Annotated in this window: 13 protein-coding genes; 7 read left to right on the forward strand and 6 right to left on the reverse strand. The window is 46.6% G+C overall.

The window, feature by feature from the left end:
* Nucleotides 1–1,350 precede the first annotated feature (1,350 nt).
* From QUB51_RS28285 to QUB51_RS28295, 3 genes are all read left to right on the forward strand, one after another.
* The gene (locus QUB51_RS28285; protein WP_333055855.1) at nt 1,351–2,025 is read left to right on the forward strand and encodes an Npun_F0813 family protein; all 675 of its coding nucleotides are present in this window, start codon (nt 1,351–1,353) and stop codon (nt 2,023–2,025) included.
* Nucleotides 2,026–2,583: 558 nt separating this feature from the next.
* A complete protein-coding gene (locus QUB51_RS28290) occupies nt 2,584–3,654 on the forward strand; it encodes a hypothetical protein (protein WP_333055856.1) in 1,071 nt (356 codons plus the stop codon).
* 154 nt (nt 3,655–3,808) lie between these two features.
* On the forward strand, nt 3,809–4,783 hold the full coding sequence (locus tag QUB51_RS28295; protein ID WP_333233020.1) for a hypothetical protein: 975 nt from the start codon (nt 3,809–3,811) through the stop codon (nt 4,781–4,783).
* Between the two features lie 14 nt (nt 4,784–4,797).
* On the opposite strand, the gene QUB51_RS28300 is transcribed toward QUB51_RS28295, so the two are convergent.
* The gene (locus QUB51_RS28300) at nt 4,798–5,073 is read right to left on the reverse strand and encodes a LapA family protein (protein WP_333055858.1); all 276 of its coding nucleotides are present in this window, start codon (nt 5,071–5,073) and stop codon (nt 4,798–4,800) included.
* A 493-nt stretch (nt 5,074–5,566) separates the two neighbouring features.
* Nucleotides 5,567–7,000 carry a phosphoglucomutase/phosphomannomutase family protein gene (locus QUB51_RS28305; protein ID WP_333264204.1) on the reverse strand — a complete coding sequence of 478 codons (1,434 nt, stop codon included), beginning with the start codon at nt 6,998–7,000 and terminating at the stop codon, nt 5,567–5,569.
* 1,017 nt (nt 7,001–8,017) lie between these two features.
* Here QUB51_RS28305 and QUB51_RS28310 point away from each other — a divergent pair.
* Nucleotides 8,018–9,112: a hypothetical protein gene (locus QUB51_RS28310; protein WP_333055859.1), complete on the forward strand. Its 1,095-nt coding sequence runs from the start codon at nt 8,018–8,020 to the stop codon at nt 9,110–9,112.
* A gap of 41 nt (nt 9,113–9,153) precedes the next feature.
* Here QUB51_RS28310 and QUB51_RS28315 read toward each other — a convergent pair whose 3' ends face one another.
* From QUB51_RS28315 to nagA, 3 genes are all read right to left on the reverse strand, one after another.
* The gene (locus QUB51_RS28315) at nt 9,154–9,546 is read right to left on the reverse strand and encodes a DUF423 domain-containing protein (protein WP_333055860.1); all 393 of its coding nucleotides are present in this window, start codon (nt 9,544–9,546) and stop codon (nt 9,154–9,156) included.
* 352 nt (nt 9,547–9,898) lie between these two features.
* Nucleotides 9,899–10,585, reverse strand: a complete 687-nt coding sequence (gene bchM / locus QUB51_RS28320; RefSeq protein ID WP_333055861.1) for a magnesium protoporphyrin IX methyltransferase — start codon at nt 10,583–10,585, stop codon at nt 9,899–9,901.
* Nucleotides 10,586–10,793: 208 nt separating this feature from the next.
* Nucleotides 10,794–12,023, reverse strand: coding sequence for an N-acetylglucosamine-6-phosphate deacetylase (nagA, locus tag QUB51_RS28325; RefSeq protein ID WP_333055863.1), 1,230 nt, complete (start codon nt 12,021–12,023; stop codon nt 10,794–10,796).
* A 231-nt stretch (nt 12,024–12,254) separates the two neighbouring features.
* Here nagA and purE point away from each other — a divergent pair, with 231 nt between their 5' ends.
* Nucleotides 12,255–12,776 carry a 5-(carboxyamino)imidazole ribonucleotide mutase gene (gene purE / locus QUB51_RS28330; RefSeq protein WP_333055865.1) on the forward strand — a complete coding sequence of 174 codons (522 nt, stop codon included), beginning with the start codon at nt 12,255–12,257 and terminating at the stop codon, nt 12,774–12,776.
* A gap of 84 nt (nt 12,777–12,860) precedes the next feature.
* Entirely contained in the window at nt 12,861–14,459 is a 1,599-nt protein-coding gene (locus tag QUB51_RS28335; protein ID WP_333055867.1) for an ammonium transporter, read from the forward strand.
* A 304-nt stretch (nt 14,460–14,763) separates the two neighbouring features.
* Here QUB51_RS28335 and QUB51_RS28340 read toward each other — a convergent pair whose 3' ends face one another.
* Complete coding sequence (locus tag QUB51_RS28340; RefSeq protein WP_333055868.1) at nt 14,764–15,366, reverse strand: IS607 family transposase; 603 nt, start codon at nt 15,364–15,366, stop codon at nt 14,764–14,766.
* Between the two features lie 282 nt (nt 15,367–15,648).
* Between QUB51_RS28340 and QUB51_RS28345 the strand changes: the two genes are divergently transcribed.
* Nucleotides 15,649–16,566, forward strand: a complete 918-nt coding sequence (locus tag QUB51_RS28345; RefSeq protein WP_333055869.1) for an SGNH/GDSL hydrolase family protein — start codon at nt 15,649–15,651, stop codon at nt 16,564–16,566.
* Nucleotides 16,567–17,131 lie beyond the last annotated feature (565 nt).

Consider the following 17,131-nt stretch of genomic DNA (forward strand, 5'->3'; position numbering starts at 1 on the left):
AACCAAAATTGGGACGTATTCTCCGCTTATAAAGCCAGTTTAGGCTTTGTTTGGGCTTAAAATTTGTTTAAGTCCCGTTACGCAGAAACCGCTTTTATCTAGAAAAATATAGCTTGCAGCGCGATGGTTAGGGAAAAAAACCAAGATGATGAGAGTGCCTTTGCCTTCAAGACTGTATCTGACAAAAGCTGGAGGGACTCACCTGCAAACAGCCCAATTGGAAATTTACAATCAAAACTAGGTAGGACTTGATACTCCCCACTGAGGAATCAGGGGGATTGTTGAATAAGACCACAAAGGGACTTTCAAAGGCGTTATCAATGCGCCTCTACCCACTCAGCATGGACGAATCCAAGCTTTGCGTATACTTTTGGCTTTTTTCGGCTTTCGGAGTCCATCACTTATGCCAGATAGGTACGCTCCACATTTTGATATTTTTTGTCAGTTAAATAGGCTGACTGCTCAAATGCAGTAGTGGCTTACTGTGCCGGAATCTCACCGAAACTAAAATGTTTCAACACGTAGATGGTTATTCTTAATCGCTGCACTTATCATATCATTGCGACTCAAGTTGCGATCATTCCACGGCGACGGTCGTCGCAGCCGCTTTCCTCCCCATGTCGGTAGCCCGGGGCTTCTCCCTCGTTTTTTGGTGAACTCGGGTAAAGTATTTAGAGGTCGAGTTGAAACCCCAATATTTGGTCGATCGCATATCTCCCCAAATTAAGACGGAACTCAGACAGCAAAAGAGTCACAGGTGCTTTTTCCCAGATGTCTATTGGTTATGTTAACATCCCGTAGTGGCAAAGCCTAAAACGCTGACCACATTACCGAAAAACCAGAGATCGTCCCCTGATTTGAGGTATGAGTTGAGCCAGAATGACTAATTTGCTGATATTGAGTTATGTTGGCTAACATTCTGCTCGACTTGATATTTGATAAAAATGTGGTAGAACTAGGATTGAAAGACTCAGGTGAAAATCCCTGATGGTACGGAGCCTCTATATAAGCTTCCTCTACGGCATCAAAGCAAAACAGTCAATCGCCTGCTCGGCACGAGCGCGAAAATCAAGCGTTGCCAGTACAGCAGTCGTAAATTGTGCGCGGGGGATTTTCCTTCGTGCATTGATTTATACGCCAAGGCTGAGAGACAATCTCAGCTTAGATAATTGTTAGCATTTGTTAGCAAAAAAGTATCGGAACGCTTGAGGAGAGCACCATCTCTGGGTGATCGGGAGCAATCCTGCTAATTTAAGTGGACTCGCTGAATCAAGAATCCCTTCGCCTTTAGGCATCGGGAGTGTCAAAAGCACAGCACCTCGGCCATGACAGGAGTCAAATCGCAGTGTCATGTTTATTCTGAAACGGCAGGATGTTGAAATAACCAATTTTCAACACCCAAAACGGGATCAACAAATTCCCATTCTCAATTATCAGGGGCAGACTTTTCGCCTGATCAGCGCCTTCAACGGCAAGCAAGCAGAAGACGCCAGAGCCTTGTGGCGGGACTTAACCGACAACCGAGGCAAAGCCTGTGTTCTGCTAGAAGAGCCGGATAGATATAGCGTCTGGGGAAAAGTCCGTTTAGATCAGCTTGCCGGTGAAGAACCGGCAGGGAATGAAGCAGCCAAAGCACCACTGTTCGCGCAGGCTTGTCTGCTGCTCCTCCAAGCGGTTTACTTCGATGTAGAAGACCTCTTAGGCGCAAGGCAAGCCACATCGTTTCAGAAAGATATCGCCAAGGTATTTCAGCAGGGAAACTTCCCCCAGGCAGACTCCCCTGATGCGATAAAAAACTGGCTAACCGTTAGTCCCTTGCAAAATCACAAGGTGCCTCCTTGGCAAGAGCAGCATCTCAAGACCTTATTGCAAGAACTCCACCGCTTGGGCAAATCATATTTTGGCAATACGGACTTCGCGGAGGGAGTGAGCGATGTGCTGCAAGATATGCCAGCACCGGATCGGACTCAGTTTCTAGATTGGCTGAAACAATCAGCCCTCAACAAGTTGTGGATCGCAGGATAGAAAATCTGTGACAATTGCTCAGACAATTGGGTCGAGATAATGGATCTTAGATAATTGCACTGTAGGGGGTACGCGATATACAGGTTGGATGGCCAACTTGTATTGACCAACCAAATTGTTGATTCGGTTTGGATGCCACCTATGGTCTGGCAATTTAACTAAGTTTCGATCGCATTCCCCACCTAGAATCATTGATATGAGTAGGGGAATGGGAAAGCAAAAAAACAGATACCTCAACCTTTGAGGGTATAATTTCAGAGATAGATTTGGTACTGTAAAAACCTTAAGGGTGGAGACATCTACCGTATGTCTATCATTATATTTCCGGGTACAAGATCGACTAACAACTAATTTATTGAATTAGTAAATAGATATTATTCTTGCTTAGTCTTTCTATAGTGTACGAGGGCAAAAGCCCCGACGACACACTGAGGACGCCAGTTATCCCGGAAGCGTCTGATCGAGGTTTTTTAAGGTTTTTGGCGAAAGAATCCTCATCTCCAATCAAAGATTGAGATGGGGTGCGTTCAACCGCTAGTTAGGTCTCGTGGAATCCCTATGAGTAGCACTTCAGAAAAGTCATCTACATCTTCATCTTTACTGTCAGCTCAGACCCTAGTGATTGTGGGCATTGTCTGGGCTGTCATGGCGCTGCTGTTCTTTTTGCTGTTCAGCGTCCCCCTCTCAGCAGAAGAGGGTTTACCTCTGTGGTACTCGATCGGCACTTATATTTTTGAATGCGGAGCATACTTGGGAGCGGCTTTAGTCTGTTTTAGAAACTGGCAAAGCCCGCACATGGTCAGCGGGCGCAACGTCTGGCTGGGCATTGGTCTGGGGATGCTGTTCTATTTTATCGGCGGTGTGCTATTTGGCATTTGGGAACTGTATTTCGAGGCCGACCCGGACGTGTCCCCCGCAGATGCCTTTTATCTGGGCAGCTATGTGGTACTGATTGGGGGCATGGTGATCGCTGTGACTTCCAAACGGCTGAATCTAGAAATTTGGCAGTGGGCTTTGTTAGCGGGAATTGCAGCCTTCGGGATTGCTGTAGCTATCTGGGTTGCTGCACCTGAGTCTTGGAGGCTACAGCTAGGAATGTCTCCAGCAGCCACCCAGGAAGTAGTGACAGGCTCTGCGCCAGCGCCAGGAGCAAAAGGGGCTGGTTTAGAAAATTCGTCCAACTCAATGGTAAAAGGAACAGCCGCGACTGCTGCTAAATCCGCACCCGAAGAAGAAGAAGAAGAAGAAGAAGCAGCAGAACAAAGTAAAACTCCCGCATGGGTAATAGCACTTGACAAGCAACTGTCGCCTTACGCCTATGCAATCAATTTGTTTTACATCGTTGGAGACGTTTTTCTGCTGATTATTGCTACTGCATTGCTGCTGGCGTTTTGGGGAGGACGTTTTTCTCAATCTTGGAGAATGATTGCGGCTGCAACTTTTTCGCTTTACATCGCAGATATGTACTTTAAATGGCGGGATACTCAGGCTGAGGGTAGTTATCAAAGCGGAAGTTTGCTGGAAGTCTTTTTTGTTTTCAGCGCCATCCTGTTCGGAATTGGAGCTATCTTGGAACATGACATCTCAACCCGTTCTCGCCAGAGCAGGCGCAGTCGTCGCGCAGCCTAGCGATTTGAGATTGGGGTTGCTTTGGCAAGCGATGGGGACGCGAAAGCTTTTTTGCCATTGTCAGCATCTCTGAGCTTGAAATCGAAAAGGAAAAATCACAGTTCGCTGACTGCTCGCCTGCGTCTTTTCACGTCTTTTTGCTGGAAAACTTGGCATGACGCCTACAAAACTCTCCGATTCAGACAAACGCGAACTCATCAGGCTGTACCGACAGTCCAACGAGAATACTATCACTCTGGCAAAGCGCTACGGAGTGAGCAGTTCGACTGTGAGGCGCATCATTCAGGGGGCTTTGTCGGAGCCGGAATACGAATTTCTAGTGCAGCAAAAACAAAAGCGTTTGTCCGATCATCGCACAAGTGTTTCTGAACCGACAGAGGCGACTACTGAGTCATCGGCAGATGGCGAAATCGATCCTGTAGCTGTTCCCCTGTCGGAGTCAGCCCCCCTCCAGCAGTCAGCCTCAAATTCGAGACCGACGATCAGAAAGCGTTCTGAATCAGTCCCTGAACCAGTTGCAGAATTGGATGTTTCTGATGTGCCAGATGTCCCAGCAGCCAATTTTGCCGATCGAAGCCACCGCGCTGTTGTGACTGGTGAACTAAAGGCAATGCTGCCAGCAGAAGGGCTGCTGGCAGGTGAAGACTTTAGCGATTTCGAGGATGAGGATGATGAGGATGATGAAGACGATTTAGATGACGACTTCGACGAAGATGTAGAGGATGAGGACTCTCTGTCTGAAGGCAGTCTCCTGGGTTCATTATCGTCGGGGGAGTCGCTCCTCTTCGAGGGCTTCGCTAACGAGCTTCGGGGTACAGGACTAATTCAAGTTTTGCCTTTAAGCGAAGCATCTTTGCCCAAAATTTGTTATTTGGTGGTCGATCGGGCGGCAGAGTTAATCACCAGGCCTCTAAAAGCTTTTGGCGAACTGGGTCAAATTCCGGCAGCGGAAATTCGCGAGAAAACCCTGGCAGTGTTTGACAATCACCGAGTGGCCCGCCGATTTGCTACTCGCAATCAAAGGGTTTTCAAGATTCCTGACAGCAGTATTCTGCAAAAAGCAGCGCCTTATTTGCGAGCTAAGGGAATTACTCGGTTGCTGATTGACGGTCAGGTATATTCCCTGTAAGGGATCAAATATATTTAATATTGTACGGTGTCAGATTCTTCTGGAGTGGCCGGAAATTTAGGACGCGAGTTTTGGGAATCTGAAAGGTTCCACAGCGGTTGCAGTAGCGCACCTCCGATCAGTCCTGCACTCAGGCTCATTGCCAATACTACTCCTACGGGCATTTGTATCGATTGAAAAAAGATAAAGTTTAAGGATACTGGGGCGGCATTTTGCACTGAAATAATGCCGATCGCGCTGACTAAAATTGCTACTAAAAAACTAATGGCGAGCAGAGGAATTGTTTTCATAAACCGGTTGACAGGCTAGTAATTTAACTTGTATAATTGTTTTATAATCGGAATATGTGTGAAAATTTTATTTTTGCAAACACCCCATTATTTAATAATATACAATTTTATCTGGATAAAAGTCAAGTAGATTCGGAAAAAATTTAGGAATTTTTTAAATTAATTAAAAATTAAAAATAAATAGATAAATTTACAAATCCCCAACTTTAACAAATCCCAGTGTATTGCAAATATATACAGCGGATTCCAGGTTTATAAAGTACACCCCAGAAACCGGGTTTCTTCTGGATTTCTCGCCAGAAACCGGTTTTATTCAAGAAACCCGGTTTCTCTGTACTTCACTTACCTGGAAAGTGCTGTAACTGGCCCAGCAGTATCGATGATTAATGTTCAGAGGCTTTGCCAGAGTTATCAAAAATAGGTAAGGTGCGCTTCGGCGCACCTCACAATCCCAAGCACTAGGGGAAAAACCCCCGTTGGAATAGGTAGAAAGTTAAACAGGTTCTAACTGGGCAATTACCTTTTCCATGTGTTGGGCAACTTGGCTTTCTTTTTCCACAGAATTGGTTTCCATGTAAACGCGCATCAAGGGTTCAGTTCCCGAAGGCCGCAGCAGTACCCAGCCACCGTCTTCAAGATAAAGTTTAATCCCGTCTTTGCGGCCGATTTCCTTAACGCGGATACCTGCTACTTCTGTGGGGGGATTCTTGGTAAAAGAGTCCAAAACGGCTGCTTTGTGGGCTTCTTCTAGGTGCAAGTCCAAACGTTTGTTGTACAGGGGGCCGTTGGCTTCTTTAATGGCTTCTTCGACTAGCTGAGAAAGCGGTTTGCCTTCATAGGCGATCGCCTCAGCAACTAGCATATCAGCCAAAATCCCGTCTTTTTCGGGAATGTGACCCAAAACGCTCAAACCGCCAGACTCTTCGCCACCGATGAGCACCGCAGTTTCGCGCATTTTTTCGCCGATGTATTTAAAACCGACTGCGGTTTCGTAGATTGTTAAACCGTACTTGGCGGCTAAATTGTCCAGTAAATGAGTAGTTGCGACTGTACGGACGATCGCCCCAGTCAAGCCTTTATTCTTAACCAAGTGACGCGCCAGCAGCAACAGCACGGTGTTTGGAGTCAAGACATTTCCCAACTCGTCAACAATACCAAAGCGATCGCTGTCGCCATCGGTAGCCAAACCCAAATCCGCCGAATCCTTCTTAACAGCTTCCACCAACTCGACTAACTGTTCCCCCTTGGGTTCGGGCATTCCGCCCCCAAACAGCACGTCGCGGTAGGTATGAAAACTTTCGACATCGCAGCCGCAGTGTTCCAAAACGCCGTCGAGATAGCCGCGAGAAGTCGAGTAGAGAGCGTCGTACTTCACCTTCAACTTAGCAGAGCGAATCCGCTCCACATCGATCAAAGTATAAAGAAACTTCAGATATTCGGGTTTCGGGTCAAAACTGGAGATTTTATCGTTGTGGCTGCCTTTAGCTGGGGCATCAGAAGCACCAGCAATATTTGCCACAATTGTATCAGTAATTTCCGGGGTAGCCGGGCCCGCGTAGTCGGGGATGTATTTGATGCCGCAGTAAGGTGCGGGATTGTGCGAAGCCGTGAACATCAGGGCCCCTGCGGAGTTGAGATGCTTGGCGCTGTAGGCGATGACTGGTGTGGGGCAATCTCGATCGACCACTTTCACTGTCCATCCCAAATCTGCCAATACTTCCGCCGAAGTGCGGGCGAACTCGTCTGCCAGAAAGCGGGTATCGTAGGAGACTAGAACTGGGCGGTCTTTGGTGTAAGCGGTTTCTAGGTAACTGGCGATCGCCCGGGTGACTTTTCGCACGTTGGCAAAAGTAAAGTCATGGGCAATCAGTCCTCGCCACCCATCGGTTCCGAACTTAATTTCTGTTGAATTGCTGCTAGCGCTCATTTTATCCACTTCCTCTCGTCCTACTAATCCTACCCGAAGCCATAGCCTTAAAGACGTACTGGCCGTGCTGTTTGTGAGGATCGATCGCCCGTGGGGCCCGCATCAACCTAATCCTCTCGTTGTCGGGACAGGCTTGGGCCTCCGACAGAGGACTCGAACCCGCCGGATTTGGCAAAATGCGCGGGCTACCGGGCGAGTCACTCGCTAATTCTGGTTTTGAAGGGTAGGTGGTCGATCGAATGGACGACGATCAATTGCGGGCGATTCCCTACGGGATAGCTTCGCTTCACGGGGAAGCTAAGGATCGCGAATTAAATAATTTACACTCTTGAAAGTGGGTTGGGCACTCTTAGCCCGTCCAGAAAGGGCGGGCTAAGAGTGCCCATCCCACAAGAACCATCACGCATTCTAAGTTATTTAATTCTCATTCCTAAACAACGGATCACAAAAAACTGCCCTGGCAATGGCATTAACTAAATGCACATAAATCTGATTCTCATCTCAAATTTAATTTTTTATTTAGAAAAGCCGATTGTTAAAATTGTCAGGGTTTCATAACAATCGTCAGGCTCACAATACATTTCTAATTCAGCTATAGAAATAAATTAACCAAAGTCACCCTTAGAGCGTGCTGTAGCTTAGCTTGTTTAATAGATTAGGGCGATCGACCAAAGCGCTCCAAAACCAACATCAAGTATTTCAAGCAGCAGTTTTTTTGAGGTAGACTTGACTTTAATTATCCGATTTTAAGACAAATTAAATTTATTTGCAGCCCTCTTTATAGGTCAAAAAAATCACTTAGTATCGCGATCACAGGGTGATGGTGATCGATCACACAATAAATAACGTTATTAACGTGCAACTTATAAAAGATGCAGGCAGTCGAGCCAAATGGCTTATAGCTTTAAGCGTAATGGCTGATGACGGTCAGCGTACAAATGCAGAAAATTGTAGTTAACAACGTTAAAAATTAGGGGAATCGATCGGGTGCGACTTAATAAAAAAACGAGGTTTATCATGACGGGTATTTCACAAATATCTTCAAAATCTTTACCAGCAGCCGACCAATTTCAACAGGGCGCAAGTCAGGCGTCCCAATGTATTACCGAACTGGACATTGACCAACTCCCAAAAGCTAAATGTGTCAGCGTTTCTTCCTTCGCAGTTAGCTGGGCAAAAAAATATTACAGTACAGTGGCGACAAGAGAGAACCAAGCGCCACGCCAAATTCTCCCAAGCCTAGATTTAACTAATTTTGAGGGCAATAGAGCCCCCATAGTTGACAAATTGACAGATACCCTGAAATTAGCCAGCGAGATAGCTTGGAGTAGAGTAGAAGCTCTTTTAGAGACACAAATAGAGCGACACGCGATCGATCCAAGTTTAATTAATTCTTTAGAAATTGCCGCCGATTCTCGCACCTTATATCGGAAAGCAATAGACGCTTATGCGGATAGAGAACCTATTTTCCGCTTGTCAGTGCTGGTGGGAAAAGATATTATCAAAGTGAGGCGAAAATACTCAAAGACAGATCCGTTAGTGCTGGGATTTGTGACAATGGAGTTTCAATACACTAGCAAAATCTTGTTAGGATGTCTTTCGGAGTCAGAGAGAGCGGAATTTGCGCCCTACTTAAAAGTTGTAGACGACTATCTGCACATTCCCTACGGAGAGATTAACGAGGCGGCGGCGAATCAGCCCCCGAATTCAAGAGCTCTATTAGCCGTTCAGCATTTGTTGCAGCACACGACTCAGATTGCTAGTGCAGTGTACGATCGAGCTAGTGCCCAGCATCAAGGATACCGCAGCAGCAGCGGGTATTTGAGCGATCGCGAGGTAAAAATTTCTGGTATCCGAGATGTCGAGATTTTTCAAAGCTATTTGTGCTGGTGCGTTTTGGAAGGTAGCATTCACCCGGTACAGCAAGAATTGTTTCCAATTTGCGTGATGTTGTACCCGAAACTTCATGTAAGTTGGGAGTTAGTGCAGGATATGCTGCTGATTTTATTTTGGGAAATATGTGAGCGGCTTCCTGCTGAAGATTTAACGGTATTTGTACCTTACTTGCGTACTTTGACAGAGCTGTTTTCCAGGGATGTTTTTGATAATTAGGTAATTGATAATTGGTAATTGCTTCAAAATTTACCAGTTGCCTATTTAAAACTAAAAGCTGCGACTGCCAAACATCCCCAACCAACAATAAAAGCAACTCCCCCCAGCGGCGTAATTGCACCCAGCCATTTGATGTCGCTCAAACTCAGGGCGTACAAACTGCCTGAAAAGATGATTGTGCCGGCAATAAAAGCCCATCCAGCAACTGCAAAAAATGTTTGAGACTCTTGGGCGCGGCTCAAGAGTAAAGCGACGAGTAATAGAGCCAGGGCATGGTACATTTGATATCGGGCGCCGGTCTCAAAAATGGTTAAAGCTCGATCGCTCAATTGATTTTTTAAAGCGTGGGAGGCGAAAGCACCGCCTGCAACGGATAAACCTCCGAATACCGCTGCGACTGCTATAAAAATGCGAATTAAAATTAGCGTTGACATAATATTTATTGAATTGGGCAGAAGGAGGCTCGGCAACGAGCAATGTACGGGATGTAAAGGATAGAAGGAAGAAGGAAGAAGGAAGAGGGAAGTTCGGCAACGGATTCTGTAACGGATGTAACGGATGTAAAGGATAGAAGGAAGAAGGAAGAAGGAAGAGGGAAGAAGGAAGAGGGAAAAACATCTAATTGTTGAGATAGAAGGTGCGCGGTGCGTGCCTTACTTGTCATTGCGAGCCGCCGCGAAGCAATCGCAGAGTATGGAGGTTCACTTGCGTAACTTTGGTAAGGGAAGGTGCGCTAGGCGCACCCTAGGCTGATGAGAAATTAGCTTTTTTGCAAATATTTTTAACCTATTTCCGCACAGCTTCTAGCAAGCGAGAATAGTAAAAGCTAGTGCTAGTCATCGCTGTTCTGTTAATCACAAAACCATTGTTTTCTAGGATTTTGATAATATCAGCTTCGCGGTGCTGGTAAGCCCGGGTAGTTTTGCTGGGGCCTGGGAAAAGTTCACCAATTTTTTTGAGGGCGGTGAGTGCTAAAGTTTTGGGTGCAAAACTAAGAATTAGTCGCGATTCGGCGATCGAACTTAGGTGTGCGATCATTTCCGCAGCCTTATTTTGAGGATAGTGGATGAGCACGTCCAAACATATCACCGTGTGAAATTTGCCGGTTAAAGCTTCCAAATCTTGGGCGGCGAAGGAGATGTTGTAGAGCTTGCCGGGAACTGCTGTCGATCGATCGTAAGCTTCTGCTACCATCTTTTCAGAGATATCGCTAGCACAAACAATTGCCCCAGCTTCAGCCAGGGGAATGCTCAGAGAGCCTACACCGCAGCCGGCATCGCAGACACAAAGCCCGGGCAAATTGCCGTCAGCTTGCAGCCATTTGATGACTGTATCCACCGTTTGCTGATGCCCGGTGCGGATGTCTAGCTGAACTTTATTGACTTTGCCCTCGCCGTAAATTCGCTGCCAGCGATCGAATCCCGTCGAGTTAAAATACTGTCTAACTATAGTCTTGTCGTCTACCAAATTCATCGATCTGCCTGCTGCTGATTTATTGCCAACGGTTAGATATTATATAGCAATACGGTTCGGAAAATGTGCAACTTGCAACAACCGATTTTAGATGGGCGATTTGAGATTTTAGATGCAAACGGCACATCTAAAATCTCAAATCGATCGGGTGATACCAGTTCGCCCATTCCCAATTCTTCAATTCTTTAATTTAAAATGGTATAACAGGTTAAAATAACCGATGCCAAGTCAATTGCTTTGTCGCAGCATTTAAATTCCAGCGCAACAATTGAGTTGCAGATTTGCCAATAATTCCCGAAATTCCGATCGCCCTTCTCGGAGATTCAGTTGCCAGGGCGATCGCACTTTCGGCATCGCAAATTCCCCACTCCACTAAATTCTGCACTCCCGCCAACAGCGGCAGAGTTGTACCCGCCAAAGTAGCAGATTCCAGGACTGAGTGGTAATCTAATCTTACCCAAGCTGTACCTTTTCTGACTTCAATTTGTCGGGAATCCCAAGGATAAACACCATCTGGCAAACCCAAAGGAGCTAAAGCATCGCTCACCAAAAAAACGCCTTTTTCATACCTACCAGCGCGCAGCAAAAAATCAATCATTGTCGGAGAAACGTGCTTCCCGTCAGCAATTAAACCGCATTTTACCCCCGGATAAACAATCGCCGCTCCCAACAAACCCGGTTCTCTGTGGTGCAAACTCGGCATTGCATTAAAAGCGTGAGTTACCATTGAAGCTCCCCGATCAAATGCTTGCTGTGCTTGCTCTGCCGTCGCTTGGGAGTGTCCAAGGCTGACGGAAATTCCCAAACTTTGCAAATAGGAAATGACTTCGCCAGTGCTGTCTAACTCCGGTGCTAAAGTAATTATTTTGACAATATCGGCACAATCTCCTAAAACTTGCTTGACATTTTCTATAGTTAGCGGTAACAAAAACTCAACTGGGTGAGCACCTCGCTTCTGGGGGTTGAGAAAAGGGCCTTCGAGGTGAACGCCGATAATTTCCGCTGTTTGGGCTTTATTGGTTGCGGCAACAGTAGTTTGTACAGTGCGGATATAATCAGCTATAGTCGAGAGCGATCGCCTAAACTTATCCACCGAAGTTGTCACCAATGTCGGCAAAAAAGCATCGACTCCCTGATTCCACAAAAATTGACAAATTTTCGGCAAAATTTCAATATGCTCGATTTCTAAATCGGGAAAAGCAAAACCGAGCGCCCCGTTAATCTGCAAGTCAACACCGCCCAGAGAAATCCAATCGCCTGCTACATCAACGACTTGCAAATGAGGAGGACAAATCCGTTTAAATACGGCGTCCATCGGCAAAACTTCTTGAATGATTCCCGTTTCGTCAACAGCAAGCATCTGCAAATCCTTGCAGCCGGGGAGGCGAGCATTGAGAATATCTGTGGGGGTGGCAGTTGGGGTTGTGGCTTCAGTCATCCGAGTTTAGATTTTAGATTTTAGATTTTAGATTTAATATTCGCTACGGATAAATCCGGTGGCTGGTGAGGAGGGGGAGCTTTTTGCTTTTTGCTGGCTGCAGGGCTGCTCAGACGGGGGCTGGTGGCAAAATTGCTTTTAAGGGTCAGTTTTGGTACAAAATATCTAAATTTGAGTTAACGCAATCATTTAAAATTAGCATTTATCTGAAATCTGAAATCTGAAAATTGCATGAATCAAGCGACAGTTGGAATTATTATGGGTAGCGATTCGGATTTGCCAACCATGAAAGATGCGATCTCCGTTTGCGAAGAATTCAGTGTTGCTTGCTCCGTGGCGATCGTCTCGGCGCACCGCACCCCTGAGCGCATGGTGGAATACGCCCAAACCGCGCACCAACGAGGCTTGAAAGTCATTATCGCAGGTGCCGGGGGAGCGGCGCACCTCCCAGGTATGGTAGCATCTTTAACCCCCTTGCCAGTGATTGGCGTGCCCGTACCGAGCCGCCACCTGCAAGGGGTAGATTCGCTGTACTCGATCGTGCAAATGCCAGCGGGAATACCCGTAGCAACAGTGGGGATCGGCAACGCCAAGAATGCTGGCTTGCTGGCAGTTCAGATACTGGCAGCTCATCAGCCAGAATTGCTAGAGCGAGTTTTGCATTACCGCAAAACTTTGTCCGAATCTGTACTGAAAAAACAAAATCAACTAGAAGAGCTAGGCTATCATAACTATCTCAATCTCAACAAATAATCCAATAAACTTTTGTAGTAAGATTGGAAAGTTTTCCGAATATTGCTGAGCTTAGTAGCCGTAAAGAGGGTAAAAGTGATTAAAATGACTGTCGGAAAGAAAAAGTCGAAAAAAGTCAGGCGGGAGACTTTAAATTTGCCAGCAGCTAAATTTTTTACGAAAGTCAACAGGTTGAACAAGTTACCACGGGCGATCGCCCGCCTCACTCCAAGTTGGCAAGCCTGCATACCTTTAGCTGCAATCATCTTCTTGGTGTGGGGATATGCGGCCGTAGCCCAAACCCCTGCCACGCCAACCACCGAGGAACAATTAGCAAGCCTTAAGGTGGGGCTGGATACGATGTGGGTCATGGTGGCGGGGATGCTCGTGTTCTTTATGAACGCCGGTTTCGGTATGTTGGAAACCGGTTTTTGCCGTCAGAAAAATGCGGTTAACGTGCTGTCCAAAAACTTGATTGTTTTTGCGCTTTCTACGATCGCCTATTGGGCGATCGGCTTTGCCTTAATGTTCAGCAACGGCAACGAGTTTATCGGCAGCAGCGGATTTTTTCTGTGGAACGTAGCCGACAACAGCCCCGCCACAGGAGACGCTTATCAAGGCATTTTCGAGTCGCTTAACTGGACGGGAGTCCCCCTCAACGCTAAATTCTTTTTCCAATTAGTTTTTGCGGGAACTGCTGCGACGATCGTTTCTGGAGCCGTTGCAGAGCGAATTAAATTCCTTGAATTCTTAATTTTCAGCTTGCTGCTAGTAGGAATTGCTTACCCAATTACCGGACACTGGATTTGGGGCGGAGGCTGGCTGGCAGACGCAGGCTTCTGGGATTTTGCCGGTTCGACAGTGGTTCACTCCGTAGGCGGTTGGGCGGCTTTGATGGGAGCTGCATTTTTGGGGCCGCGGCTCGGCAAGTACCGCGACGGCGATACTGTGGCGATGCCGGGACACAATATGAGCATTGCCACCCTGGGCTGTTTGATTTTGTGGTTGGGTTGGTTCGGGTTTAATCCCGGTTCGACAATGGCCCTGGATCCAAATGCGATCGCCCACATTGCGATCACCACCAACACTGCCGGTGCCTTCGGGGGAGTTGCTGCAACCATTACGGCTTGGCTGTACCTTGGCAAACCCGACCTTTCGATGATTATCAACGGCATCCTCGCCGGCTTAGTCGGCGTAACAGCTAGCTGCGCTTGGATCAACGTGCCCAACTCTGCCATAATCGGCATAATCGCCGGCATCCTGGTAGTTTTCGCAGTAACTTTCTTCGACAACTTGAAAATTGACGACCCTGTAGGCGCAACTTCAGTTCACTTAGTCTGTGGAATCTGGGGAACTCTGGCAGTTGGGCTGTTTGCTGACGGGCCTACAACTGGACTTTATACCGCAGGCCCTGCAGCCGGATTGCTTGTGGGCGGAGGTTTTGGTCAACTCTGGGCGCAGTTGGTCGGCATTATCTCTGTAGGCGGGATGACCGTGCTGCTGAGTACGATTTTTTGGCTGGCACTCAAAGCTTTGCTGGGTATCCGCGTTTCGGCTTTAGAGGAGGCTGAAGGTTTGGATATCGGCGAACACGGGATGGAAGCTTACACTGGGTTTGTGAAGGAAACGAGCTTGGATAACAGAAGTGAGACCAGCTACGGCGGTTATGGTGGGGGTTCTGGGGGGAAGACTAACAAACTGTAGAGCGTGCGAAGAGATCGACCAATTCAGCTTTCGTGTCGTAGATTAGCTATTTATCAGCTAATCGACCTCTTTATTCAGAAAAACCCGAATCTGAAATACCCGCCAACTTATGGCTGTCTATCGTTGTGCTCGCGTTTCAATCTTCGATACGAACGCGGGCATATTTTTATTGTTAGCTTACTTTTAATGGCGTACATATAGCAGTTTTCGATTGCATGAGTCGGCGCCGATCATTGTTAATTGGTAATGGGGAAATGGGAATTGAGAATCTGTAACTAACGAACTTTGCAAACTGGTGTATTGATTAGAGTTTACCGGCAATTGCTTTAAGTTCTTCAACGACGCGCTTGTTCTTGGGATTCCTGGTGCCATCAAGGCGGGCGGAGACAACAGTGATTATTTCTAGTATATCTTTAGCTAAATCCTCGTCACAGCTAGTATTTTCGGTTTGATTTATAATCACTACCTCTGTCCCAAAGTGTTCGCACAAATTAAAAATTATTTCAGAACCAAATCTCAGCAGTCTGTCTTTGTGAGTTAATACCAACCTTTCTACTTGATTATCTGCGATCGCCCGAATTAGATGTTGTAAACCCTGCTTACTGTAATTAACCCCAGAACCTACATCCTCAATGATTTGGAATTGCCACCCCTGAGATGCACAAAACAATTCCAAAACTTGTTTTTGTCTGTCTAAATCATCTTTTTGGTTGTGACTGCTAACCCGAGCGTAAGCAATGGTTAAAGCGCCGTTGGGTTTTAAGCCAAGAAGATGAGCTAGGTCATAGCGTCTGTGACCGTTAGCGGTGCGTTCCGGTATTAGCTTGCCTTCGGCTTCCCATCTTCGCAAGGTGGAAGCGCTCACACCTTTAAGTTTGGCTGCTTCAGTTATAGTTAATTTTTTCATTTTTGGATTTTAGCATCAGAAATGAGTAATTTCGGTGAGTTTTAGATAGATTTTTGTTGAGATATGCTGATTGGACAAATCCGATTCCGGTGCCAGAAAGTTTGGTAGGCAGATTTTTTATGGTAAAGTAGTGCGAAAAAGTAAAGTTCTGCATCGCCGCCCTTGCCCAATACAGCACAGTGCTTGATTCTTACAAGAATTGAGGCTTTAATTGAGCGGTAAAATTTGATGCAGCAATCAGTGCAAATTATTCGGTGTGAGGCCTGCAAATAGCTTGAGTTTATGGAGAAGTTCGGAGGAGGTAGCAGAAGTAGAACTCATAAATCCCTCTTAGGGATGGAAGTTAGCCGATCGAAAACTGTTCCGGTTTGGGCTTTGCTATCTTTGGTGACGAACGGGGTACTGATACTTACAGTCGCTCAACTACTGCTGCAGGGAAACAACTTGACAGAAAGGTTCCAGGCGAATGATGCGGTGACGGCAGAAGCGGCCCAGGAACAAATTGGCCAACCGGCGATCTCTACAAAGGCAGTGCTAGACGTGCCCGTTCCCGGGCCGCGACATAAATGGACTTACCAGCAGTGGGTGACGCAGTTGGGTCGCGAAGCTGAGGCGGTGGCGGCGAATCGACCCTCAAGATTGAGTGTTTTGGCTGGGGATTCTCTCAGTATGTGGTTTCCGACTAAGCTGTTACCAGTCGATCGAATTTGGCTGAATCAAGGGATTTCGGGGGAGACTTCCCTGGGTTTGCTGAAGCGGTTGCAGTTGTTCGATCGCACTGCGCCGGATACAGTGTTTGTGATGATTGGGATTAACGATTTGTTGCGGGGGGCGAGCGACGAAGGGATTTTGGACAACCAGCGGCAGATTATTCGCGATTTGCGGTGGGCGCACCCCAAAGCACAAGTTGTGGTGCAGTCGATTTTGCCCCACAGCGGGGAACAAGCTACTTGGGAAAATCGCGATCGGCTGTTGGCGATTCCTAACAGTCGGATTCGGGCAATAAATCGACGGCTGAAAGAAATTGCTAGTTCGGAAAATGTTTTGTATCTGGATTTGCACCCACTGTTTGCGGATGCAGACGGCAATTTGCCAACTGAACTCAGCACAGACGGCTTGCACCTTAACGATCAAGGTTATCTGGTTTGGCGATCGGCCCTACAACTATTCGATCAGATGCAGTTGAAAAATGAGTCATGAGTCAATCGACTTTAGACTTTAGATTTTAGATTTTAGATTTTAGATTTTAGAATTGAAGCATTGACCCCACGGATAAATTCGGGGGGAAGGATAAAGTAACATTCTCCCTAACTCTCCCCCTCTACTCCTCCCACTCTCCCCAATTCAAAACTCCCGCCTTCTCCTCGACACCCCCTCTCCGATTACTCTGTTGTCACTGGCTATGTCAAGTAGCGACTGATACATTAAGAAATATGATAGTTAGCTATTTAGTATAAGGTGATACAGAATAACTGTTTGTACAAATGGTGGAATCCAAAAGGCACAGACCATTGGATTGATAGTTGACGAATTTAGATGAGTCCGGCTATACGAAGTCGGGAGGTTGAGGATTGGGGAATTATCTATTGAAGATTTGTTCCGCTAAAACACGGACTTAAAACCAAATAACTATTGCATCTAAAATCCTCGCATCTAAAATCGGCTGGGTCTTCCCGGAAAATTGCTGAGTATTATAAAACTTCATTAAGTTTATAAGCAGTAGTAAGCAAGAATGATAATATGTAGTCAGGAGGTTAACAATGAA

Source organism: Microcoleus sp. AT8-A3, assembly GCF_036705675.1.
GTDB lineage: Bacteria > Cyanobacteriota > Cyanobacteriia > Cyanobacteriales > Microcoleaceae > Microcoleus.